Genomic DNA, 24,000 nt, shown 5'->3' with positions numbered 1-24,000 from the left:
GAATTATGACTTCTAGTTTTCCAGAGCGCAGTCTAACTCGCGCTCCCATGTCTCAAAGGACACTGTTTAATACAGTAATGACTGTAGTTGCATTTATCTGTGGGGTATTGGCACTTGTGCCATTGCTAGCAGTACTTTCTTACGTCATTATTCAAGGTTTCAGCAGTTTGAGTCCCAGCCTCTTTTTTGAACTCCCACCCAAAGCTTTACAAAAGGGAGGAGGCTTTGGTAATGCTATATTGGGCACGCTATTAATGGTAGGAATTGCTGCCCTGATTAGTATCCCATTTGGTATTTTAGCGGCAATTTACATCACAGAATTTAGCTCGGCTCAAGTAGCGAGATGGGTACGTTTTGCAGCTAACGTTTTGAGTGGAGTCCCCTCAATCATTGCTGGGGTATTTGCCTATGGTATTGTGGTTTTGACACTGGTTAAGTTAAACTTAGGATCGTACTCTGCTCTCGGTGGAGGCTTTGCGCTGGCAATTTTGATGTTGCCAATTATTGTCCGAACCACTGATGAAGCCTTGCAGTTAGTATCGCAAGATTTGCGGCAAGCATCTGTGGGGTTAGGAGCAACAAACTTTCAAACAGTAACACAAGTAGTTTTGCCAGCAGCTTTACCAGCAATTGTAACTGGGGCAACACTAGCGATCGCCAGAGCCTCTGGAGAAACCGCACCTTTACTATTTACTGCGCTCTTTTCCAATTTTTGGCCCGATGGCTTATTTCAACCAACAGCTTCCCTTGCTGTTTTGGTTTACAAATACGCTATTTCTCCGTTTAAAAATTGGCAATCACTAGCTTGGGCGGCATCTTTGATTTTGGTATTGATGGTTTTAATCACAAGTATCATTGCTCGCTGGGCTACTCGCAAAAAAGCTTAGGAAAACGGCTTACACATAGCGGATTTGTATCGCTAAAACTAATACTGAACTTAATTTATGGCTACTAATATTAGCACAGTCAACGGTACTGAAACTGTTTTACGCACCGAAAACCTCAACGTTTACTACGGCAAATTTTTAGCCTTACAGAATATTTGGCTAGATATACCGAAAAATCAGGTTACAGCCTTTATTGGGCCTTCTGGTTGTGGTAAAAGCACGTTGTTGCGGTGCTATAACCGGCTCAATGATTTGATTGAGTCATTTCGGGCAGAAGGTAAAATACTTTTTTACGATAAAAACTTGTATGCATCCGACATTGATCCTGTAGAAGTGCGTCGGAGAATTGGGATGGTGTTTCAAAGACCAAACCCATTTCCTAAATCTATTTATGACAACATTGCTTTTGGAGCCAAAATCAACGGCTACAAAGGTAACATGGATGAATTAGTAGAACGGAGTTTGCGGCAAGCGGCTTTGTGGGATGAAGTAAAAGATAAGCTGCGACAAAGTGGTTCATCTTTATCAGGGGGACAACAACAGAGGTTATGTATTGCTCGTGCGATCGCAGTCCAGCCGGAAATTATATTAATGGATGAACCTTGCTCGGCTCTCGACCCTATTTCTACCTTGCGGGTTGAAGAATTAATTCACCAACTGAAAGAGCAATATACCATCGTTATAGTCACCCATAATATGCAGCAAGCAGCGCGGGTTTCTGATAAAACAGCCTTTTTTAATGTCAAAACTACGGAGTCAGGAGGTCGTAACGGCTACATGGTAGAGTACGACGCAACAGAACTAATTTTCAACAATCCTCAGCAGCAAGACACCAGAGATTATGTAAGCGGCAGATTTGGATAAATAAATACTGCACATTATTGTTGATATGAGAGCAATGAGGGATACTCGGAAATCAAAGTTGTGCGAGATTCCTCTAGTTTTTTATTTATTCACTAAGGTTAGTGTAGGCGTAGCCCGCCCAGGAATCGCTTGATAGATTGTGATTGTTTCCCGATCAAGAAAAGTAATAATTAAGCTGTTTAATACAAGATTTGCATTAATTAGGTAGTGTACGACACCCACTCCAAAATTTTTTAGTGGAAATAGTAGGTCTTAGGTCTATTTATATTTATACCGTGCTGCACTATTGAATTTTAGAGTTTTTTCTAAGCGGGCGGCGGGAATCGAACCCGCATTAATAGCTTGGAAGGCTATAGTTTTACCACTAAACTACGCCCGCAAATTTCCAACTTTATAAATATAACACAGTTGTTGAAAAAAATCAAGTGTCTAATTGGAATTAGCAGGCTGGATTTTGATTCGTACAAACAAATTGCTCAAATCTGGTTTTGTACCATCGTTGTTATGAGCGGCAAGAAAGTTTTCTGTCTTGAAAACATCATTGAGAACTCGTTCGTATATGCTTTTTTCACTTTGTAGTGTTGTTGGTTCTATTTCTAGAACTACAGCCTGTTGAAAGTTGCCATTGCGATCAATTATTAAACTAACAAGCATCTGCGCTGGCTTAACTTCGGAATCGCCAGGTAGAAAACTTGAGTCTAGTTTTTTTGTGTTGCTTCCCGTGTATGAAGCGATAACGTCGGGTAGAGCATCTTGTCGAAATCCTCTTGTTTGTATGAACTTAATCATTTCATCTCTAAGCAAAGGGGCTACTATTGCTACCGATACTCCCCCAGTAGGAGTCGGTGGAGTTTCCCTAGTAGGAGTGCTTGGAATTTCTCTAGTTGAAGTCGGTGGAGTTTTTATGTTTTCAGCTTCCGAAACTGGTGGAGTTGATGGAATACCTGTTGGTAGTGCCGTTCCCTTTCCCAGTTTGATTTCTTGACGGCGGTTCCAAGGTAGATTACCAATTGGAACTGTAGGTGTCGGTGTGGTTGTCGATTTTTGCGTAGCTATCGCTTTCGGTGTAACTGTCGGTTTTGGTGTGGTTGTCGGTTTTGGTGTGGCTGTCGCTTTCGGTGTAACTGTCGGTTTTGGTGTAACTGTCGGTTTTGGCGTGGCTATCGCTTTCGGTGTAACTGTCGGTTTTGGCGTGGCTATCGCTTTCGGTGTAACTGTTGGTTTTGGTGTGGCTATCGCTTTTGGTGTAGATGTAGGAACTCTCTGTTGTTTATTAAGTTTAGAGGGGTAAATTCGACTTTTTTGTTGGAGATTATCAGCAGAATTTATTGCACCAACAAAATCTTGATTTATGGGTGTATTTCTTGCTGTTTTTGCTGAACGCGCTGGTACAGACTTTTGAGTTATGGATGCTGGCTTTGGCGAAACTCGTTTGGCTGTTGATTTTGATTGAGGAGTAATATCTATCAATTCAATGGGAACAGCAGATTGACTTTGCTGAGGAAACCACAGACTAAAGGCATTAGATGAGCGCATCAGCCAGAACGCCAGCAAGTGCAGAGAGACTGAACCTATAACTACAGAAATCCACAAAGCTGGTGGATCGGTGTGTCGCCTCCAGACTTTGGTTGAAATTGGAGTTTTGTCTGCAACCGATGGTGTCATATTATATAAACTGGCTATGATTAGGCACTTTTACTCGTTGCTAATGCTTTAAAATACCAGTCTAAATTTTAGCGATTAACCATTACCTCTGGTGTAACAGCAAAAGTCAAAACTGTTTCATCTACTCCTTTAAGTTCTAGTGGACTACCTTTAGTAATTTCTTCTTCCTGCAAATAATCTGCCACGGCAGCAGAAACCAAGATAGTACCGGGAAGAGCGGCAGCTTGCAGCCTGGCAGCAATATTCACACTTGGGCCAATAGCAGTATAGTCCGCACGTTCAGCACTACCAAACATCCCTACAACAGCTGTACCTTGATGAATACCACACCGAAACTGTACGCTAGTAAGTCTGTCACCATCGAATACACCTTGCTCTCGCCAGCGCTGGTTCAAGTCAGCCAGTGAGCGGTGCATTGCTCTTGCTGTATTAATGGCACGACGTACCTGTTCATTGGGGGTTAGTTCTTCCGGCGCTCCATATAAAGCTAAGATAGCATCTCCCATAAATTTATCTACAGTACCGCCATTACCAAATACAACCTTGGTCATAGCTTCTAAATATTCATTTAGTAATTCTGCGACTCGTCGGGATCTGAGAGTATTTGATAGCTGTGTAAAACCCACGATGTCACTGAACAAAACTGTAATTAAGCGTGGTTCTGGGCGCAAATCTAATGTTAAATCTCCAGTTGCGGCTTTTTGTACCAATACAGCCGGTAAAAAGCGCTTTAATACTGATTCTGTTAGATAAGTATTTAACTCCACAATTCGTCGTTCATTTTCTTTTAATGCTAAGAGATTCCGAACTTCCGCCAAAAGTTCCCGATCGTTGAATGGTTTTGCTAAATAAGCATCCGCCCCATGTTCTGTACCTTCGATTCGGGTTTCTTCGTCAACTTTCGCTGTCAGTAGAATGATGGGCGTTCCTTTCAGCTTTTCCTCATTGCGGATCATCTGAATCATCTCAAGTCCGCTCACCAAAGGCATCATTAAGTCAGTCACAATCAAGCTGGGTATAATTTCCTTAGCTACACTGTGCCCTTCATAACCGTTACGAGCTGTGCGTACATGATAACCGTTACGGCGGAAAATTTCAGATACATAGGTTCGCAAATCCGGGTTGTCATCTACAACTAAAATTGAGTGCTGAGTCTTAAGTGCTGAGTCTTGAGTATCAATATTAGGAGAGAAGTTTATTGTAATATCTTCAATATTGTCTGTTGTTGACTCGACCAGTTCTAAATCAGCCAATTCTACGCTAGCGCGGCTTGTGTTCACTTCGGCAGGCGTTTCTAGTACTTGCTGTACGGGTAAATGACCATTTCCAGTCACAAGCCATAAATTAAAGGTAGTACCTTGGCCGTAAACTGATTCCACAGTGACGTGGCCACCATGCAATTCTACCAATTCTTTAACTAAGGCTAAACCCAAACCACTGCCTTCATAGGAACGGTTTGCTGAACCTTCAGCTTGGCGGAAGCGCTCAAATAGGTGGGGAATTTGTTCTTTAACAATGCCAATTCCCGTATCTTGTACTTGTAATATGCAACGATCTTGTTCAGATTTTAGTCTGACGCTGATCGTGCCACCTTCGGGGGTAAACTTCATGGCATTTGACAAAAGGTTATAAACCACCTTGTCGAATTTTTCCATATCCAAGTACACCGGAGAACATTCATCTAACTGGGTGGCGAGATGCAGTCTCTTTTTCTCACAGTAGGGACGAAAAGATTCCACAATTTGGCTGACAAATTCGACTAAATCACAGGGATGGAAATTAGGCTGCATTCTCCCCGCATCTAGGCGTTGTAAATCCAGGAGTTGATTTACCAATCGTAGCAAGCGCCGGGAGTTACGCAGGGCGATCGCACTTTGGGAGTAAGATAATCCTTCACCAGCCGCCACTGCCGACTCTAAAGGCCCTTGAATCAAGGTGATGGGTGTGCGAAACTCATGGGAAATATTTTGGAAAAATTCGGTTTTTTGTTTATCTAACTCCAGTAAACGTTCGGCTTGTTGGCGAGTTTTTTGATACAAGTGTGATTGCTGCACAGCGATCGCTGCTTGGGCGGCTACTGCTTTCGCCAAATCGATATCAGATGGTAGCCATTGACGTACTTTTTTACCTTCATGCAAGGTAATACTACCAATACATTTACCATCAGCCAATAATGGTACAAACATTAGCGATCGCGCTGGTATTTTTAACGGCAAATTAAAACCCTGTATATCTGAGGGAGAATGGCTCACATTCCCAATTACCACAGGTTCATGTGTCCGTAGCATTTGTTGGAGGATGGGATTTTCTTGTATGGATGATTGAGAATAGGGTAATCTCTGGGCTGATAGATGGTTATTGTCTTGGGTTGGCGATGCCTGTGGCGAGCTGTGCCTACGTAAACTTTCCAAATGTTGAAAACTGTCATACAAGGCAACACACTCAACAAACTCATCTTCTTCTGTCCACAAAGACAGGACGCAACCATCGACTTGTAAGGCTTGTCCAAGTTGTTGAGTAATAGCCGCAAAAATATCTTGGGGGTCTAGACTAGAGCGAATTGCGCTAGTAATCGTATTAATTAAACTCTCTCGCTTGGCAAGGGCACGTACTTGTTCGTAAGCATAAGCTTGAGACAAAGCTAAGGCTGCCTGATCTGCTACCATCAACACTAGCTGCACCTCATCCTCTCCCCAGAAGCGGGGCACAGAACACTGGTGCAGTGCCAGCACTGCCATAAGTTCTTGTTGGCAGATCAATGGCACAACTAAACTAGAACAAATATTAGCCGCAGCAAAAGCTTCCCCACGTTCGTGCAGTTCGGGAGTATTACCGTGAATGCGTTCATCATCGGTTACATCATGAATCACCTGGACTTCGCGGGTTTCCCACACCGTCTGAGCCAAAATAGTCAGAGGGGTAGAGGGAGAGAGAGACACAGCAGAAGAATTATTTGCTTGCACCTCTACTGGTGTGTGTTCCCCTGCTTCTTCTGAAAGAGCTTTCTGATAAATAAATCCTTTATCCGTCAACTGCTCATCTTGGAAGGGACGTAACAGACAGACATCTACCTCCAACATGTGACCCACTGTATCTACAATTGCTTGCAAAATTTGTCTGTAGTCTAAAGCACTACGAATCGTATTTGTGACAGTATTCAGCAGCGACTCTTGTCGGAGTGTACGTGTAAGTTCGCGGGTGCGGGCTTTGAGGACATTGTGAGTATCCAAAGCTTGGCGTACCACAGCTTTAAGTTCCTCAGCTTCCCATGGTTTGGTGACATATTTAAAGACCTTACCAGCGTTGATTGCTTCCACCAAGTCTTCGACATCGGTGTAGCCAGTTAAAATAATTCGGATAATATCTGGATATTGAGTTGCTGTTAGGCTCAAAAATTCTGTACCGCTCATCATCGGCATTCGCTGATCGGAGATGATCACCGCGACCTCTCCCTCTTGAGCCAGCAGATCGAGGGCCGCAGGACCAGAGGTTGCCCTTAGCACCTTATAGTCGCGATAGAAGGTGCGGTAAAGCAAGTCAAGGTTGTCTGGCTCATCATCGACAACCAAAATTTTAGGCTTACTGTTTGCTTGGGATTTCATGCACCGCTTTCCTGCTGCAACGGCAGTCGGATAAAGAATAATCTGATCAGGGAAGGATTTTTCTGAGTCAGGTAAGAGCAGAGCATTTCCACCAATAAGGCTCTTTGGCTACATGACTGCTGAGTGTAGGAGCGTTTACTCACGGTAATTCGTTTCAATTGCTTATACCTATTACCGTTTGCTTTAGTGCAGTGTAATTGCTTTCATAGTCAGTTATAGGGTTATAGAGTCGATCCTTGCTAGTCAAATCTTCTTTCACCTCCTGCGAGCAATGTTTAATACTACATACAGCACTCATAGCTAGCTGAAAAATCCAGATGAAGCTGCATATTAAGTTTTCCCTCCGCAGCAGTTGTACTAACACTTGCACGTAAATTTTATTTATGGTAGTCATGGTAGAGTCAGCAAAATTAAAACAATAAGATTTAAAACCAAAGTATACTATTAGACAAATACCTCTTTCTAATTTAGCAATCAGAACTATCATTAAGACAAGTGGTATTGGTGAAGAAGTTAGGGATAGGAATCTGCAATATTCCTGCCTAGCATCTGTACAGCCTGTTTCTATTACTTAGCAGCAAAGTCTTGTTAGTGTAGCGTCAATTGCATAAATAAGTTCAGTATTATACCTAAAGATGGTTTACAACCAAAGTTTGTTGTTAGTGTACTTACTTAACAATTTTATAGGTAATGCCTACAGGTAAGTTATGCTATATGTCTACCCATTAACCTAAACCTGTACGATTTACAGATGTTTTTGTGGTAAACAGACTGGTATACTCCCTATCTCAAGCAAGGGATGCATCTAATTCTTACTGAACTTAAGATTGTAGCTTTATGAAGCTGTAACTTCTAAGACTCTTTCAAAAAGACAGACTATAAAGTCCCAAAGTAAAGTGTAAAACTTTGTATGCTTATAAGCAAAAGCAAATGAGCAATCTTAGATCAGTTCAATCTACTGGGAATATATAAAGTTTTTATGCGGTTAAAAGGGTGTTTAAGGATATTTGAGAAAATTTTCGTTGAATAACATCAATACTAAACTAGCCTTGAAATATTGGTCTTTTCATCCATACCAGCAACAGCCAATCGATCCAGCTTGCTGCGAATTTCAAATTCGTACAGCTACACCTACTGATTTGATCGGTGTTTCCCAAATTATTGCTGAAAGCTTTCACTCCCAAAAAGGTATGTGGGGATGGGCTTTTCCATTGTTACGTCTGGGTATTTACGAAGACTTAAGACATCGGATGACATCACCTCCACCGCGTCATGTTTGTTTAGTCGCCTTGGAAGCTAACAATGGTACGGCTAATAACTTAGTAGGAAGTGTGGAACTGGGTGTACGTTACAGTGATTCGTGGGGCCAGGCTGGCATAGGTTTTCCTTACTTATCTAATTTAGCGGTTCACCCAAAATACCGTAGACATGGTGTGGCTTCAGGATTATTGACTAGCTGTGAAAAAGTTTCCCGCGAATGGGGATTTCAAGACTTATATCTTCACGTTTTGGAAAATAATCATCAGGCAAGGCAACTTTATTTTAAGGTGGGATATCGGGTACATAAAGTGCAATCGAATTGGAATACATTTTTATTAGGACGCTCAAGCCAGATGTTATTGCACAAGCATCTGAATGCTAATTTCAGTATCTGAATTTTTGTAAATTTTTATTTTGTAATTAGTTTGGAGAAAATTTATCACCAATATCGGCAACCAAAGTATAAATTAACCTAATTAAAAATTTAGCTAATGTTAGCTAAATAGATTGATATGTCTAGGTTTAGACAATTAGTTTAAGTAGATTTTATTGAGATTTTTCGTGGATATCTTTATTAAAATGAATAATAAAATATCCACGAGAAACTTTAACCAAATAATTAAGTGTTAAAATTTGTCTATTTTAAATTGTTATTAAATAACAACTATTTTAGAGTATTTTATATAGATCCAATAAATGGATTACAATAGAATATAGATGTACAAATACCTTATTAAATAAGCGATCCCTCATAATAACTTTGTAATTAAGATATTCATCTTTATAAAAACTTTAATAAAAGACTCTCTAAATTTGGGGACAAATCTGGTTATATCTCATAAAATATGATCACTCAATTACTAAGCAATGTGTATTTATTACTATCTTAGTGAAATTGACCAAAAGACTCTTGATAATAAAAGAATTCAAAAATCTGATTTGACATCAAAGCTAGTTACTTTTTGAAGTGCATACTACTACCAAATTCGTTGAAAGTTTAAAAAACATGGATAGCGAACAGCATCGACGCTATCAAATCTCTATGGTATCAACTTATTACCCTAAAACTAGTTTCCTTGACTCTGTTGTCATGCCAGATGGAACTGAGCAATCGCAAGGCTCGGATATCCTTACACGTTTACACAGTGGAGAAGTTTTCATCGTCAATAGTCGTAGGCGGAATGGATTAATCCTCTTTAAACGCTACCATGCAGAGTTTGCTGGGCCTGGGGCTGCTGTGGGTGGGGATTACGACTGTGATTGCCAAAGGGCACTGCCCATAGGTAATCTGTCTTTATTAACCCCCGATTCTAATGAAGAACGCCAGAAGGCTTACTTGATTAGGCGGCAGTGGATTCGATTGATCAAACAAATTACAGAAAACCCAATACCTGGGCAGCGAGTTCAGAAAATTCTCGATCAATTTGAACAATACTTTCCACCAGAAATAGTGGCTCTTTTGCCGGATGTTGCTTTTGCTCTTTTGGTAGGTGTGCTGCCACAAACGGTAGGATTAGTACGTCGTTTGGGCAGTGAGATGGATAGCCGATTTAATTATTGAGTGAATTGCTAAAATTCCAAATCGGCTATTGCTGCTTGGACTCTAGTAACCGTGCGGGCGTTTTCCTCTATTGTCCCGACAGTAATTCGCAATCCTCCGCTAATGTGTCGTACAAGAGTGCCGAGTTTTCTAAGTTTCTGGTGGAAAATTTTTAGCACAGCATCTTGTGAATTTAAGCCATTAGGTTTAAGGCGTAGATAAATAAAATTAGCAGCACTTGCGGTAATTTGTAGTTCTGGTTGCTGGGATAAAATTTCGATGAGTTTGGATCGTTCACTCAAGGTTTGGGGAATTGACTCCAGTAAGAGGGTGCGGTTTTGTAAAGCAACCAATGCTGCTGCTATGGAAAAGCTGGGGAGATTGTAAGGTAAGCGAACTTTTTCTAAAATGGCGATCGCTTCGGGATGAGCAACGCAATAACCAACACGGAGAGATGCCAATCGGAAAGCTTTAGAAAAAGTGCGTAATATTACCCAGTTGGGGCGCTGCGCTAATTCACCTACTAGGGTAGTTTGACTGAATTCAAAGTAAGCTTCATCAATTACTACCAAAATATGTTCGCTCAGACTTCTTAACCATGCCAACTCTGCCGTTGTTAAGCTATTGGCAGTTGGCGAATTGGGATGTACTACGAAAACTACGCGAATGGGGGGATTTTGAGTTTGTTCGATCGCAGACTGTGCAGCTTTTAAGTCAATTTCAAAATTTGTTTCGTTTCTACCCACTGTTACAACAGGAATTCCCAAAGTTTGTGCCAAAATTCCGTACATAGAGAAAGTAGGATTGGCAACGAGAATTGAACCTTCTTTTCCTAAACAAGTGGCGATTAATAAAGAACGGATTAGTTCATCAGAACCATTTCCAACAGAAATATTGGCAGCAGTATTGGATAGCGGGAGGGCGGCTGATTCATTGACGTATTCTGCGATCGCATCCTTGAGGGTTTCATGTCCACCATCAGGATAACGATTTGTTTCAATTACTTGCTGATATGTCCAGGCTAGCTTCTCTTTTAACTCAGGTGGTAAATCGTAGGGACTTTCATTTGTATCCAGGCGATCAAACTGTGTGGGGACAGAATCGGCTGTATCACTGCTGGGATGAGGTTTATACGCGGTAAATTGGGCTAAATCTGACCGGATGAAGGGAAGCATAATTTTAGTCATTAATCATTGGTCATGAGTCATTAGTCATTAGTAACTAAACAAAGGAGAAATGACTAAGGAAATTAGTGATGTGAGAGTCTAATATTTTACAACTTCAAGGTAATTGGCAAAAGAGGCGAATTGCCTGCCAAATTTTTTCCATAACATCACCCAAGGCATGGTCACTGTCGAGTTCGACTAACTCCACCCAAGAACGGCAACACGCAAAGTCCCGACTAGCTTCGATGGGAATAACTTCATCATTTTTTCCATGCAAAATTAGGGTAGGAATAGAACGTTGCAAAAATTTTTCTTGGTATTGGGCAGCATCTATAACGAAATCGTAACTTAAAGGAATTGATCGTTCCTCTCCATAGTGGTAGACCATGATATATTTTTCTTGCTGCCAATGCTGTACTTCTTCATCGCCTAGCTTGGGCAACCAATGGGATAAAAATCCAAAAGCTGGTGCTAGCAGCACAAGGCGTTCTACTTGTAAATATTGCTGTCCCAAGTGTGCGGCGGTCAAACCACCTAAACTTGAGCCAATTAGGGTTACTGGTGTAGAATCATTACTAAATTCTGCGGTAACTTGAGCGATCTGACGAGTGATTGTCAACTGCGAAAAATCGCCAGCATTGAGATCGGGGATTTTGAGCTTTGTTTGAATTTTGGCAAAGCGATCGCCTATATCCCGCGCTTTGGCAGAATTAGGACTGGAAGCGAAACCGTGAAGATATATATATTGCAAAGCTGTAAATAGTTAGGAGTTAGGGCTAATAAGTTAAGAATTTTAAGTTATGAGTTTTTTTATTCAACTTATAACTCATAACTCTTAACTCCTAACTCTTTCTTATTACCGCATTGTGACAAATTCTTCGGCTGAGGAGGGATGGATACCAACGGTGGCATCAAAGTCTTTTTTAGTTGCGCCCATCTTCACAGCGATCGCTACACCTTGGATGATCTCGGCGGCATTTTCACCTACCATGTGAGCGCCTAGCACTTTGTCAGTGTTGCTATCAACTACCAACTTCATCATTGTCTTTTCTTGCTTCCCAGGCAAACTATAGTACATGGGGCGAAAGCGAGTGCGAAAAATTGTTACCGCATCACCGAATTTTTCCCGTGCTTCGGCTTCTGTCAAGCCTACTGTTGCGGCTTCTGGGTTAGAAAATATGGCTGTGGGAACAGTTTCGTGACTGAATTCGCGGCGATTATTGCCAAACTCACTATCAGCAAAAGCTCGTCCTTCACCAATGGCGACGGGAGTTAAATTGATTCGGTCAGTGACATCGCCAACGGCAAAGATATTCGGTTGATTAGTTTGACTATATTCATTGACTGCGATCGCACTTGTGGTCGGGTATCCAGGCCCTTCGATAGAACTAGCAACAACATCAACCCCAGCGTTTTTTAAACCTAGTCCATCTACATTGGGAGTTCGACCAGTCGCCACTAAAAACACGTCCGCGATTATTGGTTCTTGGTCTTCCCCTGATAAAGTAAGTTTAAATCCTTCTGGCACAGTTTCAACTGTTTTTACCACATTATTCTTAATCAGCTGAATTCCGTGGTTTGTCATTCCCTCTTCAATTTCTGTGCGGACATCTTCATCAAACCCATTCAAAATCTTGTCACCTCTGGTAATTTGTGTCACTTCAGAACCCAAACCGCGCATAATACAGGCAAATTCCGTGCCGATATAACCAGCGCCAAGAATGACGATGTGTTTTGGTTGTTCTTTGAGATGAAAAATTTCGTTAGAGGTAATGCCATATTCCATCCCTGGTAAATCTGGTTTGATAGGACGACCGCCAACAGCAATTAAAATTTTGTCTGCTGTAACTTTGCGTCCATCAACTTCTACGGTGTGGGAATCTAGCAATGTGGCGCGACCGGAAAATAGTTCTACACCAGCTTTTTCTAAGAAGTTTATGTGTAGTTGCGATAGTCGCCGAACTTCGTTATCTATAGATGTAATGAAATATTCCCAGTCCAACTCAGCATTACCGACTTTCCAGCCATAGCCTGAAGCTTCACTAAACAGTGCAGGAAAGTGAGAGGCATAGACCATAAGTTTTTTGGGAACGCAACCGCGAATCACACAAGTTCCACCAACTAAATCATATTCAGCGATCGCCACTTTTGCCCCATAGCTAGCCGCCCGTTTGGAAGCCGCCAAGCCTCCAGAACCCGCACCAATTACAAACAGGTCGTAATCAAAAGCCATAAATTTATGTTCTCTCTAGCAAAAAGTTAGTTCCTAGTAACTTACACACAGAATGTCATTGAACTATATAAGGATATCCGGTGAACCCTGTGTAAGTCCTATCCTTGATTTAATCTAGCGTTAGCAGATGTTCTCTGGTCGTAGGGAATATCACTTTTTGCTTGAGTTGCTGTAGAGGCATAGTTCTGTCTCAAATGTTGATTGTAAGTCTGTGCTACGCATTAGAGCCGCTAAGTCCCACAGGACTTACGCAAAATTATGATAAAAATAACCCGTTTGGCATTTGCAGAAAGTCTTGTACCCCCATTAGCAGTTTTGTTTTATGTGCTTGGAGAGCCAGATGGAGTTGGGGTTACAGGTGTTGACTCAGTTGGTGTTGTAGTTGGAGTTACAGGTATTGACTCAGTTGGAGTTGTAGTTACAGGTGTTGTCTGAGTTGGGGTTGTAGTTGTAGTTACAGATGTTGGCTCAGTTGGGGTTGGGGTTGTAGTTGTAGTTACAGGTGTTGGCTCAGTTGGAGTTGTAGTTACAGGTGTTGGCTCAGTTGGAGTTGTAGTTACAGGTGTTGTCTGAGTTGGAGTTGTAGTTACAGGTGTTGTCTGAGTTGGAGTTGTAGTTACAGGTGTTGTCTGAGTTGGAGTTGGAGTTACAGGTGTTGTCTGAGTTGGAGTTGGAGTTACAGGTGTTGTCTGAGTTGGAGTTGGAGTTACAGGTGTTGTCTGAGTTGGAGTTGGAGTTACAGGTGTTGTCTGAGTTGGAGTTGGAGTTACAGGTGTTGTCTGAGTTGGAGTTGGAGTTACAGGTGTTGTCTGAGTTGGAGTTGGAGTTACAGGTGTTGTCTGAGTTGGAGTTGGAGTTACAGGTGTTGTCTGAGTTGGAGTTGGAGTTACAGGTGTTGTCTGAGTTGGAGTTGGAGTTACAGGTGTTGTCTGAGTTGGAGTTGGAGTTACAGGTGTTGTCTGAGTTGGAGTTGGAGTTACAGGTGTTGTCTGAGTTGGAGTTGGAGTTACAGGTGTTGTCTGAGTTGGAGTTGGAGTTACAGGTGTTGTCTGAGTTGGAGTTACAGGTGTTGTCTGAGTTGAAGTTACAGGTGTTGTCTGAGTTGAAGTTACAGGTTTTGTTGTAGTTGAAGTTACAGGTTTTGTCTCAGTTGAAGTTACGGCTGTAGGAGTTAGTTTCACAAAAGAGGGGTTTTCAATTACTCCCTCACCTTTTATCGGTGGCTGTGCTTTCAAAGCCGCAGCAGTTTCGGCTTGAACTCTGGTGATTGCAGGATCAGGCGTAGGTACAGGACTTTGCCTGTTCAAATCAAGTTCCCGAACTAGTTGGCTCGTTTCATAAAAATTTCTCAGATCAAAATCATATAACCTTTCAAATTTCCCTTTAACTATAATCACCATTTGCCCTGCTTCTAACACCTTAGTTTCAGAAGCTTCTTTGTTAGAAACTTCAATGCCACTATTTGTTAACGCACCCACAATCGTGGTGTCTGTTTGTTGGTTGTAGCGTACAAATAATGCTGAACCACGAATTGCTGCTGCTGCATTTGGTGTTTGTATACGTGTTTGCCCCTGTCCTGGTGGGATGAGTAACAACACAGTGCCATTTGAAAGTTTAAAGTCACGAGTCTTCGGCAAAAATTGAAATAACGCCTGTTCTCCAACTCGTGCCAAAGAGCCATCATTGAAACGCAAATCTGCTAGGGAAGCTCGACCAGTTGCCACCCCGTCGCCAGGAGTCATTGCGTCTAATTTACGTGCAGGACGTTTCTTTAACTTATCTTTGGGTATCAGTTGTACTATGTTGCGGAGATCCTGAATCTCTGCTCGCGTTAGAGGAGTTATGGCACTTACCCTATTTGGCAAAGGCAGTACTATAACTCCCCATAAAGCAATCACCAATAGTGGAAATGATTTATAAAACATAGTTTGATAATTTGTGAACTTCAACTAATGCCAAAAAACTGAAAGATTAAAACTACTGATAATTGTTGTAACGAGTTATTTATTAAAATTATCTTTATTTTTAGTCTAAGTCTAAATTTAATAGACAAAAATTAACTATTTGTTTACTTTATTTAAGTTTTTATCCTTAAATTGACAGAACATTATATACAAGAAAGCCTGCTGCAAATTTCAAATTTAGTACTTGATATCAATAATTAAAGGAGAAATACCTTACATATTATCGATTCTAATCAGATCAGTTACAGGGACAAGAAGTTGTTAGGGGTGTGTTGTGAAGTAACTCTAGGACAATACTTCACTAAAGTGGAGCAGAATGAATAGACCGGATCATCTTAGATTTGTTTACAAATCTAAGATGATCCGAAAATCAGCAATATCGGTTTGTAGTTTCAGTATATACTTACAGGGTTAAGATAAATGCACTCAATTGTATCTTCTGAGTCGGAACTTCTGATACAGCTTGTGGGTCTACATTGGCCAAATGCGATCAACGCAATCTAACAGATGCGACTCAAAAACTGGAAGAATTTGTTTTTTTGTATCTTGTTAGCGTCCAGTGGTGGAAGCTTGTGTTGCATTAGAGTAGAAGCGGCAGAATCTGCAAATACAGAGATTTGGCGTTCTAAAAATTTAGCAAGCGCACAGGTAACTTATCAGCTATGTCAGAAGTTGCAGCAAGATTTAATCAACTCTTTGTGCAAGCACTCCATTGAGTCGCATCCTTTAGACTCCCAGATGCCGTTAAATCTGGCACAGCAAACACCCGAAACTACACAAACTGATACAGCCCCAACTAAAGAATTTGGGGATACTCAAAAGCAAAATGACCCGCCACCGCTAGAATCGCAGCCAAGTGTTTTGCCTATATCTCCTTTAGATTCAAAAGAGGAACTATTAAATACACCTGATATAAATTATTCTCAAAGACTAGAGAGGCTAATAGAGCTTCTACGATCGCCAAAATCATCTCCTGAGTCTGATAGCGATCGCGAATTGGGGTTACGGATACGGTTACGACCCCTAGAATTGCCTCCTCTTCCACCGATAGAACAAGTCGTACCTAAGTTTAAACCTATAGGCTATCTACAGGGCCGTGTCGGTTACTTCCAAACGACTAATATTTTCTCCTCAAATGATAATCCTATTGAAGACGGTTTAATTATTTCTGGACTGACGCTATCCTCTGCATATTTACCTTTGGGATCTAAGACTTTTTTAAACGGCTCAATAGATGGCAATCTCATTCGTTATATAAATCAGTCACAATACCATTACAACCAGCTAAGATTCAATCTCAGTGTTTACCAGCAGCTATCCCAGCGAATGTATGGAGAACTCAGCTGGAGCAATCAACAGTTATTTTATGCTAATAGCAGCGATCGGCTGGATAGCTTTAAAGCAGGTGATCGCTTTTTAAATGAGAATTCTCTACAACTATCTTTGGGACGGCGAGATCCATTAACTCCAAAATTAACGCTAGACACCTTTTATGAATTAAGTGTAAATTTTGCTGACCCCCAAAGTCGCGATCGGATAATCAATTCCTTTTGGGTGTCTCTGAACTACTACTTGCAACAACCTCTCCAGGTTGGTATTGACTACCAGGTGAACTTCTCAGACTTTACACAGCGCGATCGAGAAGACCAATTCCATCGGATATTTGGGCACTTAAATTACCGAATATCCGATACCACTTATATGAATGTACAGGTTGGAAGGAGTTTAGGTAGTTCAACCGCCGAAAACATTGATTTTGATGGCTGGTTCTTCACCATTAATTACAATTTGCAATTAGGTCAGTTTTGAAATTAGTCCTTTGTCAAAAAACAATGACCAATGACCAATGACTATAAATAAGAAATCCAATCACTCCAGCTACCAGCATAAAGTTTACCTGTGTTAATGCCAGCTAATTCTAAAGAAAGTAAATTTACGCAAGCAGTAACGCCAGAACCGCAATAAACCAAGATTTCTTCGGCTGTTTCTAGCTGTTCCCACCGACGACGTTGTTCCTCTTGAGGGAGTAGATAGCCGGAAGAGTCTGTAACATCTTGCCAAGGATAGTTGACTGCACCAGGAATATGTCCGGCAATTTTATCAATTGGCTCTCGTTCACCTCGATAGCGATCGCTTTCTCTCGAATCTACCAATACTACCTCTTGGCTATCTTTCCGGGTTTTTACCACATTAATATCTACAACTTTTTCTGGTTGCACTTGAGCTACAAACGTATCGGTACTGGGTTGATGAACGACATCTGTAATCGGATAACCAGCTTTTTGCCATCCAGTAAAGCCTCCATCTAGTACCGCAACTTGCTCATGTCCAAGATAGCGCAACAGCCACCATAAACGAGATGCAAAAGCAAAACGCGAATCATCATAAGCTACCACCAGAGTTTTTTGGTAATTTACCCCAATTGCTGCAAATTTGTTAGCGATATCATTGGGTTCAGGTAAAGGATGTCTCCCGCCATGCTTACCCACTGGACTGGAAAGATCCTGATTTAAATCTAGGTAATATGACCCTTTAATATGGCTTGTTTGGTACTGCTGTTGTCCTAGTTGTGGTTCGGCTAAAGAAAAGCGACAATCAACAATAATAACTTGCGGATCTTCTAGATGTTCAAATAGCCAAGCTGGTGAAATAACAAATTGGTTATTGGGCATTGGTCATTATTCAGTTTTTTTGTAAGATGTCAGACTTAGAAAATTTTACACCTAAGCTCACAGCAGATGGTTCTTTCACCTTTGTCTCTGAAGAATTTGGTGAATCCTTTCACAGCCATTATGGAGCGAAGCAGGAGAGTTTTTTCAAGTTTGTGGAACCTACTCAACTGGCTACAGTTGCTCAAAAACCAGTTTTGCGACTATTGGATATTTGTTATGGTCTAGGATATAACACAGCTGCTGCTTTGCAGACAATTTGGGCAGTGAATCCCAGTTGTTATGTTGAAGTAATCGGTTTGGAACTGAATCCGGCAGTGCCACAAGCTGCGATCGCTCATCACTTGTTCGACAATTGGAACTGTAACTATATTGATATCTTTTCCCAGCTAGCTTTTGAGCATCAAGTGCAAACAGATCGCCTGAAAGCAAAGCTACTAATTGGTGATGCTAGAACTACGATCGTGTTAGTACATCAGTCGGATTTCTCGGCAGATGCAATTTTCCTCGATCCCTTTTCACCACCACAGTGTCCCCAATTATGGACTGTTGAATTTATTAAACAACTCTCATTGTGTCTAGATCAAGATGGTTTATTAGCCACCTATTCTTGTTCTGCTGCTGTACGCACAGCACTTTTGTCTGCTGGTTTAGCGATCGCTTCTACCCCACCAGTGGGCAGGCGATCGCCTGGTACTGTAGCAGCCCATTCTGCAAGTGGTGAGTCTCAAAACCGCTCAATATTTACTCCCCTCTCGCAAGTCGAAGAAGAACACTTACTAACCCGTGCTGCTATTCCCTATCGCGATCCTGGATTGAGCGATTCAACCGAAGTCATAGTGATGCGGCGACAACAAGAGCAACAAGCTTCTTCACTCGAACCTACCTCACGTTGGCAAAAAAGGTGGCTATTGAGAACACAAGGCAGAGATTTTATGGGAAGTAATTTGTAGTTGCGATATTTACGATGGTTACGCCTATGCAATTACAAACTATTTCTTCAACCCTTAATTTTTAAAACAGCCTCTAAGCTCGACTTTATCCAAAATTAATAATTCGGTTTTCTTTATCCAACAAAAACTTTTGCTTTTTGGCAAATACTTTTTCCGTATTACAGATTATCGATTAACTTAAAAAAGTAAAACTACAGTCCCACCGAGGTTTCAACGATAGCGTTCGTGCAACTACTCCGCAGAAGTATTACATTGCGAAAAAAATGGATAAAGTCGAGCTTAGAGCCAAATAAATTTAATTCATGATAGTATATAATTTTATATTTTTTCAGTAGTCTTTGAGTATTACAATAACTGAGTAAGTAAAAATATGTATACTTAATCATTACTATAAGACTTCTAACTAAAAACCCTCAACTTTGATATACAGTACGTTTTTGGCGCTATTTTTTTTTTAAAAAATATCCGTGAAAAGCCTGATTTAACAATTGTGAAAATTTATCATACTGGAATTAGAAGCAAAAAATTTGACAATAAGACATTCATTGTTCATAAGATAAAATATACATGCTGCGAAAAAGTCAGATAGGCAGCTTGAAATAATGCATAATCCCTATGAAAACTCTAGCTCAGATACATTCAGATATTAAATTTCTTTTTCAAATCTGACACTGTTAACTTGTGCAAAAACTTGGAGTGCCTTTGTGATTCAATGGAAATCCAACCATACAGGCTTTACAGAACAAATTGTTAGTGAGTCAAACCCCATTAGCACAGTAAAGAGTATTGGTTCAAATCATGTTGTAGGCTCGCAGAATAATGTGGAGGCTTATTCTTTAGGCTTATCTCAGGAAGACCTGATTCTTGAAGATAGACAAGCAGTATCTTCTTGGATAAAATCTGATATTAATTGTGGTAATGATTCATTAGTCTCTAGAACACTACAAACCAAAGGTTCTAAAGTGAATGGGTTTGATTTTGATCCGCCGAAGGTTTTAGTAGTTGACGATCATGCCGCCAGTCGGATGACTGCTGTTGCCCTCTTGGGGATGGAAGGATACGAAGTCATTGAGGCAGACAGAGGTTCTACTGTTGTAGGATTGGTAACTCAAAAACAACCAGATTTGATTTTGCTGGATGTGATGATGCCAGGAATGGATGGATTTGAAGTTTGCCAATTGCTGAAACAGGATGAGCAGACTAGGCTAATCCCAGTGATTTTTATTACAGCATTAAATGATAGGCGATCGCGCATTCGGGGAATTGAAGTTGGGGCAGATGATTTTCTCACCAAACCTTTTGATCGTGTAGAGTTGGCGGCACGTGTGAAGTCCTTGGTACGACAGAAGCGTCTGAACGAAGATTTAGACCATGCCGAACAAGTACTATTTTCCATTGCCATGTCGATTGAAAGCCGCGATCCTAATACAGGCAACCATTGTGAACGCCTGGTAAAACTAGGACAACTTTTTGGTGAATACCTCAACCTCTCACGCTACCAAATTCGAGATTTGATGTGGGGTGGTTATCTCCACGATATCGGTAAGGTGGGTATTCCCGATGCTGTGCTGCTGAAAAAAGACCAACTCACCGCCAAAGATTGGGAGATCATGAAGCAGCACGTTTTGATTGGGGAAAAAATCTGCCAGCCACTACGCAGTATGCGGGGTGTAATTCCTATTATTCGTCATCACCATGAACGCTGGGATGGCTCAGGCTACCCTGATGCACTCAAGGGGGATGATATTCCCTATCTGGCACAAGTATTTCAATTAATTGATATTTACGATGCTTTAAGCAGTGAACGACCTTACAAAATAGCTTTTACTACAGAAGAAGCACTTTTAGTGATGCTAGAAGAATCTAATTCTGGTTGGCGTAATCCCAAACTAATGCAGCAATTTGCAGAGTTTATTCGATACTGTCAGGAATAGGGGTATTTATAGCTGCCCTAATGAGCAAAAATTGGTATAATCCTGACTCATTGTATATTTCAGTCTTCTATGATTAGCTTGGTATGATTTGAGCCTATATCTTAAAGTACCAACAGCATTAATCATAATTTCACTGATAGCTGATAGCTAATTATGGTAGTTGTAGCAATTCTAGCGGCGGGACGCGGCACACGGATGAAATCACGCTTACCCAAGGTTTTACATTCTTTGGGTGGGCTCACGCTAGTCGAGAGAGTTATCGAAAGTGTAGAACCACTTTCGCCCTCACGACGAATCGTAATTGTCGGGTATCAGTCCGAAGAAGTGCAAACCGCTATGCATTCAATTCCCAACTTGGAGTTTGTTGAACAGACTGTACAACTGGGAACCGGTCATGCCATCCAACAATTACTTCCACACTTGGAAGATTACACAGGAGATTTGCTGATACTTAACGGCGATTTACCGTTGATACGCAGCGAAACTCTCCAGCAGATGTTACAAACTCACGCCCAAAATCAGAATGCTGCCACCATTCTTACCTCGTACCTACTAGACCCGACGGGCTACGGGCGAGTTTTTTGTAACGATGAAAATATTGTGCAGCAAATGGTCGAACATAAAGATTGTACTGCTGCTCAAAGACAAAATCAGCGGATTAACGCTGGAGTTTACTGCTTCCGTTGGCCAGATTTGGCAAAGGTGCTTCCCTACCTCCAGGCAAATAATGCCCAAAAAGAATACTATCTCACTGATGCCGTGACTCAAGTGGGAAAAGTTATGGCAGTGGACGTAGAAGATTATCAAGAAATTCTCGGCATCAACGATCGCCTGCAATTGGCAACAGCCTACGAGATTTTGCAAAAACGAGTCAAGGAAAAATGGATGCTAGCAGGTGTCACCCTCATCGACCCCACAAGCATCACCATTGATGAAACTGTGGAATTACAGCCTGATGTAATTATTGAACCCCAAACTCACCTGCGGGGAAATACGGTAATTAAAACAGGAAGTCATATTGGGCCGGGAAGTTTAATTGAAAATAGCCAGTTGAGTGAAAATGTCACGGTGCAGTATTCAGTAGTAATAGATAGCACTGTGCAGGCAGGAAGCCGAATTGGCCCTTATACTCATTTGCGCGGTTATGTACAAGTCGGTGCTAATTGCCGTGTGGGGAATTTTGTGGAATTAAAAAATACCCAATTAGGCGATCGCACGAATGCAGCACATTTGTCATACATAGGTGATACCGTCGTTGGCAATCAGGTGAATATTGGTGCTGGTACAATTACTGCCAATTATGACGGCGTAAAAAAACACCGTACCAAAATAGGCGATCGCACGAAAACTGGAGCCAATAGCGTTTTAGTTGCTCCAATTACCTTGGGAGATGATGTTTACATTGCAGCTGGTTCTACAGTCACAGAAGATGTGCCTAATGATTCTCTGGTGATTGCCCGTAGTCGTCAGGTAGTAAAACCAGGTTGGCAAAGGAAAAGTGTTGGAAATAAAACCACAGATCAACATAAATAATTCATCACTATTAATCGCAATTCATCTGTGGTTTTAGACTATAAACCAGGATTTTTGCAAGATGTCTAATCTAGATAGATTAGTAGTGAAGCCAAAATCTCAAAAAATAACATGGAAGAACTGCTAGAACTTAGGCAATTTCTAGAACAAGGCAAAATCCATGAGGCGTTGTTGTTGGTGGATGAGTTAGAAGAAATAAGCCTCAGTGACAAAATCAATAAAATTGATAGTTATGGAGTAATTCTGCTCATCCATTTAATTAAACAAAAGGCCGAAAAACGTTCTACTCGCTCTTGGGATGTTTCGATAGAAAATACAGTGCGGGAAATCAACAAAATAAACAAGCGCCGCAAATCTGGTGGTTATTACTTGAATCAGGCAGAATTAATCGATATTCTGCAACAAGGATATCAAGTGGCACTGAAAAGAGCGGCGCTAGAAGCTTTTGTTCGCGCAGCGTTCCGCAGGAAGGGGCGTTATGAAACCCAAGAATTGGCTGCAATGGTTAACCAGGAAGAAACTTTAACCGAAGCACTGAAACTGATTCAACAATAGCCGATCAGTTCGTTGCCAGTCCATTCCAAGGTGTCACCAATTTTTTCGCCGTCGTGATAGGCGGCGAGTAAAATTTCGCTAGTTTTACCCCAAGCGATCGCTCCATTGGCATCTAAAGCGATCGCTCCCAAATCCCGTTTGTTTTGGTGTGCTTCTCCAAAAGAGCGCTGCATAGCCTCCTTCAGGGACATCCCATCAGTTACACGTACTACAATCCGGGGAGCTAAACACTCATCAATGATATCTTCGCCAATGCCAGTACAGCTAACACCAGCGTTACTAGTAGCATAATTTCCTGCTGGCATCGCAGAATCACTTACCCTGCCAATCCGCTCAAAGCCCTTACCACCTGTAGAAGTGCCAGCAGCTAGCCTACCACAGACATCTAAAGCTACTACACCGATGGTTCCGCGTCCAGCATTGCTGGTTTCAAGCAGTTCGGGTTCTGCTACCACGCCAGCCATTGTGCTTTTAAAATTATCCTGGCGTTCTTGCATCCACTCTTGTAACCGCAAATCAGTTAAAGCGTTATAGCTGGGAAGTTGCATTTCTCGCGCCAACTCAGCCGATCCGAAATCTGATAGCACTCGATCTGGCGAGTTTTGTAAAAATTGTGCTAACTCAATGGGATTTTTCACCCGCGAAATATTAATTACACCACTAAACCGCTCTAATGCCCCATCCATTAGGGAAGCACTCATACGAATTTGACCATCAGATTGTAGTACTGAACCAGTACCAGCATTAAATCGGGGGTTATCTTCGAGCATTTGGCAACCCTGAACCACCGCCTCAGAAGCCGTTGCTCCTGACAATAGCAGAGAATAGACTTCTTCTATTACTGTATGGAGCGATCGGCGCACTGCCTCTAATCCGCCTTTACCGTGGAGAGAACTACCAGCTCCCCCATGAATAATTAATTTAGGTTGCACCTGTAACTCCATTAATCCCCTGCGCTATTTGCGTCTGTGTTGCGATTAGTTTCATTTTGGGCTTCAGAACGGCGACGACGACAACGTTCTGAGCAGTATTTCACATCGTCCCAGCAATCTTGCCACTTTTTACGCCATGTAAAAGGACGTTGACATACCGGACAAATTTTTGTAGGTAGGTCAGATTTAGAACGAACACGCCCCATATAAATGCTGTGTATATAAGAATTTGATTTCTAAGAG

Annotated in this window: 19 protein-coding genes and 1 tRNA gene; 9 read left to right on the top strand and 11 right to left on the bottom strand. The window is 41.5% G+C overall.

The features are described from left to right. Nucleotides 1-5 precede the first annotated feature (5 nt). On the top strand, nucleotides 6-887 hold the full coding sequence (gene pstA, locus FBB35_RS14210) for a phosphate ABC transporter permease PstA (RefSeq protein WP_174710152.1): 882 nt from the start codon (nucleotides 6-8) through the stop codon (nucleotides 885-887). 57 nt (nucleotides 888-944) lie between these two features. After that, complete coding sequence (gene pstB / locus FBB35_RS14205) at nucleotides 945-1,751, top strand: phosphate ABC transporter ATP-binding protein PstB (RefSeq protein ID WP_174710151.1); 807 nt, start codon at nucleotides 945-947, stop codon at nucleotides 1,749-1,751. Nucleotides 1,752-2,059: 308 nt separating this feature from the next. On the opposite strand, the gene FBB35_RS14200 is transcribed toward pstB, so the two are convergent. The 4 genes from FBB35_RS14200 to FBB35_RS14185 all read right to left on the bottom strand — a co-directional run bounded on the left by FBB35_RS14200 (nucleotide 2,060) and on the right by FBB35_RS14185 (nucleotide 7,176). Next, nucleotides 2,060-2,130: transfer RNA gene (locus tag FBB35_RS14200), tRNA-Gly, on the bottom strand. Nucleotides 2,131-2,180: 50 nt separating this feature from the next. Further along, the gene (locus FBB35_RS14195; RefSeq protein ID WP_174710150.1) at nucleotides 2,181-3,416 is read right to left on the bottom strand and encodes a hypothetical protein; all 1,236 of its coding nucleotides are present in this window, start codon (nucleotides 3,414-3,416) and stop codon (nucleotides 2,181-2,183) included. Nucleotides 3,417-3,484: 68 nt separating this feature from the next. After that, nucleotides 3,485-7,018 carry a response regulator gene (locus FBB35_RS14190; RefSeq protein WP_174710149.1) on the bottom strand — a complete coding sequence of 1,178 codons (3,534 nt, stop codon included), beginning with the start codon at nucleotides 7,016-7,018 and terminating at the stop codon, nucleotides 3,485-3,487. Beyond that, complete coding sequence (locus FBB35_RS14185) at nucleotides 7,015-7,176, bottom strand: hypothetical protein (RefSeq protein ID WP_174710148.1); 162 nt, start codon at nucleotides 7,174-7,176, stop codon at nucleotides 7,015-7,017. Before FBB35_RS14185 ends, FBB35_RS14190 begins: the two co-directional genes overlap by 4 nt. Before the next feature lie 891 nt (nucleotides 7,177-8,067). On the opposite strand from FBB35_RS14185, the gene FBB35_RS14180 reads away from it, so the two are divergent. Further along, the gene (locus FBB35_RS14180) at nucleotides 8,068-8,673 is read left to right on the top strand and encodes a GNAT family N-acetyltransferase (RefSeq protein ID WP_254625989.1); all 606 of its coding nucleotides are present in this window, start codon (nucleotides 8,068-8,070) and stop codon (nucleotides 8,671-8,673) included. Nucleotides 8,674-9,284: 611 nt separating this feature from the next. Continuing rightward, on the top strand, nucleotides 9,285-9,839 hold the full coding sequence (locus tag FBB35_RS14175) for a hypothetical protein (protein WP_114084552.1): 555 nt from the start codon (nucleotides 9,285-9,287) through the stop codon (nucleotides 9,837-9,839). An 8-nt stretch (nucleotides 9,840-9,847) separates the two neighbouring features. Here FBB35_RS14175 and FBB35_RS14170 read toward each other — a convergent pair whose 3' ends face one another. The 4 genes from FBB35_RS14170 to FBB35_RS14155 form a co-directional block, all read right to left on the bottom strand. After that, a complete protein-coding gene (locus FBB35_RS14170; protein ID WP_174713647.1) occupies nucleotides 9,848-10,993 on the bottom strand; it encodes a histidinol-phosphate transaminase in 1,146 nt (381 codons plus the stop codon). A 106-nt stretch (nucleotides 10,994-11,099) separates the two neighbouring features. Continuing rightward, complete coding sequence (locus tag FBB35_RS14165) at nucleotides 11,100-11,735, bottom strand: YqiA/YcfP family alpha/beta fold hydrolase (protein ID WP_174710146.1); 636 nt, start codon at nucleotides 11,733-11,735, stop codon at nucleotides 11,100-11,102. 105 nt (nucleotides 11,736-11,840) lie between these two features. Beyond that, nucleotides 11,841-13,217 (bottom strand): glutathione-disulfide reductase, encoded by a 1,377-nt coding sequence (gor, locus tag FBB35_RS14160; RefSeq protein WP_174710145.1) that lies wholly within the window; start codon nucleotides 13,215-13,217, stop codon nucleotides 11,841-11,843. A gap of 320 nt (nucleotides 13,218-13,537) precedes the next feature. Further along, nucleotides 13,538-15,142 carry a FecR family protein gene (locus tag FBB35_RS14155; RefSeq protein WP_174710144.1) on the bottom strand — a complete coding sequence of 535 codons (1,605 nt, stop codon included), beginning with the start codon at nucleotides 15,140-15,142 and terminating at the stop codon, nucleotides 13,538-13,540. Nucleotides 15,143-15,688: 546 nt separating this feature from the next. Here FBB35_RS14155 and FBB35_RS14150 point away from each other — a divergent pair. Continuing rightward, the gene (locus FBB35_RS14150) at nucleotides 15,689-16,990 is read left to right on the top strand and encodes a hypothetical protein (RefSeq protein ID WP_174710143.1); all 1,302 of its coding nucleotides are present in this window, start codon (nucleotides 15,689-15,691) and stop codon (nucleotides 16,988-16,990) included. A 41-nt stretch (nucleotides 16,991-17,031) separates the two neighbouring features. Here FBB35_RS14150 and FBB35_RS14145 read toward each other — a convergent pair whose 3' ends face one another. Beyond that, entirely contained in the window at nucleotides 17,032-17,853 is an 822-nt protein-coding gene (locus FBB35_RS14145) for a sulfurtransferase (RefSeq protein WP_174710142.1), read from the bottom strand. Between the two features lie 26 nt (nucleotides 17,854-17,879). On the opposite strand from FBB35_RS14145, the gene FBB35_RS14140 reads away from it, so the two are divergent. The 4 genes from FBB35_RS14140 to FBB35_RS14125 all read left to right on the top strand — a co-directional run bounded on the left by FBB35_RS14140 (nucleotide 17,880) and on the right by FBB35_RS14125 (nucleotide 22,825). Beyond that, nucleotides 17,880-18,803 carry a tRNA (5-methylaminomethyl-2-thiouridine)(34)-methyltransferase MnmD gene (locus tag FBB35_RS14140; protein ID WP_174710141.1) on the top strand — a complete coding sequence of 308 codons (924 nt, stop codon included), beginning with the start codon at nucleotides 17,880-17,882 and terminating at the stop codon, nucleotides 18,801-18,803. A 704-nt stretch (nucleotides 18,804-19,507) separates the two neighbouring features. Continuing rightward, nucleotides 19,508-20,737, top strand: a complete 1,230-nt coding sequence (locus FBB35_RS14135; protein ID WP_174710140.1) for a two-component system response regulator — start codon at nucleotides 19,508-19,510, stop codon at nucleotides 20,735-20,737. A gap of 153 nt (nucleotides 20,738-20,890) precedes the next feature. Continuing rightward, nucleotides 20,891-22,270 (top strand): bifunctional UDP-N-acetylglucosamine diphosphorylase/glucosamine-1-phosphate N-acetyltransferase GlmU, encoded by a 1,380-nt coding sequence (gene glmU / locus FBB35_RS14130; protein ID WP_174710139.1) that lies wholly within the window; start codon nucleotides 20,891-20,893, stop codon nucleotides 22,268-22,270. Nucleotides 22,271-22,381: 111 nt separating this feature from the next. Beyond that, complete coding sequence (locus FBB35_RS14125) at nucleotides 22,382-22,825, top strand: DUF29 family protein (protein WP_174710138.1); 444 nt, start codon at nucleotides 22,382-22,384, stop codon at nucleotides 22,823-22,825. Here the strand turns inward: FBB35_RS14125 and FBB35_RS14120 are convergent. Both FBB35_RS14120 and FBB35_RS14115 read right to left on the bottom strand, forming a co-directional pair. Then, nucleotides 22,816-23,769: an isoaspartyl peptidase/L-asparaginase gene (locus FBB35_RS14120; RefSeq protein ID WP_174710137.1), complete on the bottom strand. Its 954-nt coding sequence runs from the start codon at nucleotides 23,767-23,769 to the stop codon at nucleotides 22,816-22,818. The genes FBB35_RS14125 and FBB35_RS14120 overlap by 10 nt on opposite strands. Further along, on the bottom strand, nucleotides 23,769-23,963 hold the full coding sequence (locus tag FBB35_RS14115) for a DUF2256 domain-containing protein (RefSeq protein ID WP_012407669.1): 195 nt from the start codon (nucleotides 23,961-23,963) through the stop codon (nucleotides 23,769-23,771). The genes FBB35_RS14120 and FBB35_RS14115 overlap by 1 nt, the downstream gene beginning before the upstream one ends. Between the last annotated feature and the right edge of the window lie 37 nt (nucleotides 23,964-24,000).

Source organism: Nostoc sp. TCL240-02 (genome assembly GCF_013343235.1).
Lineage (GTDB): Bacteria > Cyanobacteriota > Cyanobacteriia > Cyanobacteriales > Nostocaceae > Nostoc.
This window is presented reverse-complemented; position numbering and strand designations above follow the sequence as displayed.

What these genes read in the sequence shown, in the direction of transcription:
- FBB35_RS14195 (WP_174710150.1), bottom strand. Translation starts at nt 3,416, where the DNA reads ATGACACCATCGGTTGCAGACAAAACTCCAATTTCAACCAAAGTCTGG.
- FBB35_RS14150 (WP_174710143.1), top strand. Translation starts at nt 15,689, where the DNA reads ATGCGACTCAAAAACTGGAAGAATTTGTTTTTTTGTATCTTGTTAGCG.
- pstB (WP_174710151.1), top strand. Translation starts at nt 945, where the DNA reads ATGGCTACTAATATTAGCACAGTCAACGGTACTGAAACTGTTTTACGC.
- FBB35_RS14120 (WP_174710137.1), bottom strand. Translation starts at nt 23,769, where the DNA reads ATGGAGTTACAGGTGCAACCTAAATTAATTATTCATGGGGGAGCTGGT.
- FBB35_RS14125 (WP_174710138.1), top strand. Translation starts at nt 22,382, where the DNA reads ATGGAAGAACTGCTAGAACTTAGGCAATTTCTAGAACAAGGCAAAATC.
- gor (WP_174710145.1), bottom strand. Translation starts at nt 13,217, where the DNA reads ATGGCTTTTGATTACGACCTGTTTGTAATTGGTGCGGGTTCTGGAGGC.
- pstA (WP_174710152.1), top strand. Translation starts at nt 6, where the DNA reads ATGACTTCTAGTTTTCCAGAGCGCAGTCTAACTCGCGCTCCCATGTCT.
- FBB35_RS14145 (WP_174710142.1), bottom strand. Translation starts at nt 17,853, where the DNA reads ATGCCCAATAACCAATTTGTTATTTCACCAGCTTGGCTATTTGAACAT.
- FBB35_RS14155 (WP_174710144.1), bottom strand. Translation starts at nt 15,142, where the DNA reads ATGTTTTATAAATCATTTCCACTATTGGTGATTGCTTTATGGGGAGTT.
- FBB35_RS14190 (WP_174710149.1), bottom strand. Translation starts at nt 7,018, where the DNA reads ATGAAATCCCAAGCAAACAGTAAGCCTAAAATTTTGGTTGTCGATGAT.
- glmU (WP_174710139.1), top strand. Translation starts at nt 20,891, where the DNA reads ATGGTAGTTGTAGCAATTCTAGCGGCGGGACGCGGCACACGGATGAAA.
- FBB35_RS14175 (WP_114084552.1), top strand. Translation starts at nt 9,285, where the DNA reads ATGGATAGCGAACAGCATCGACGCTATCAAATCTCTATGGTATCAACT.
- FBB35_RS14170 (WP_174713647.1), bottom strand. Translation starts at nt 10,993, where the DNA reads ATGCTTCCCTTCATCCGGTCAGATTTAGCCCAATTTACCGCGTATAAA.
- FBB35_RS14140 (WP_174710141.1), top strand. Translation starts at nt 17,880, where the DNA reads ATGTCAGACTTAGAAAATTTTACACCTAAGCTCACAGCAGATGGTTCT.
- FBB35_RS14115 (WP_012407669.1), bottom strand. Translation starts at nt 23,963, where the DNA reads ATGGGGCGTGTTCGTTCTAAATCTGACCTACCTACAAAAATTTGTCCG.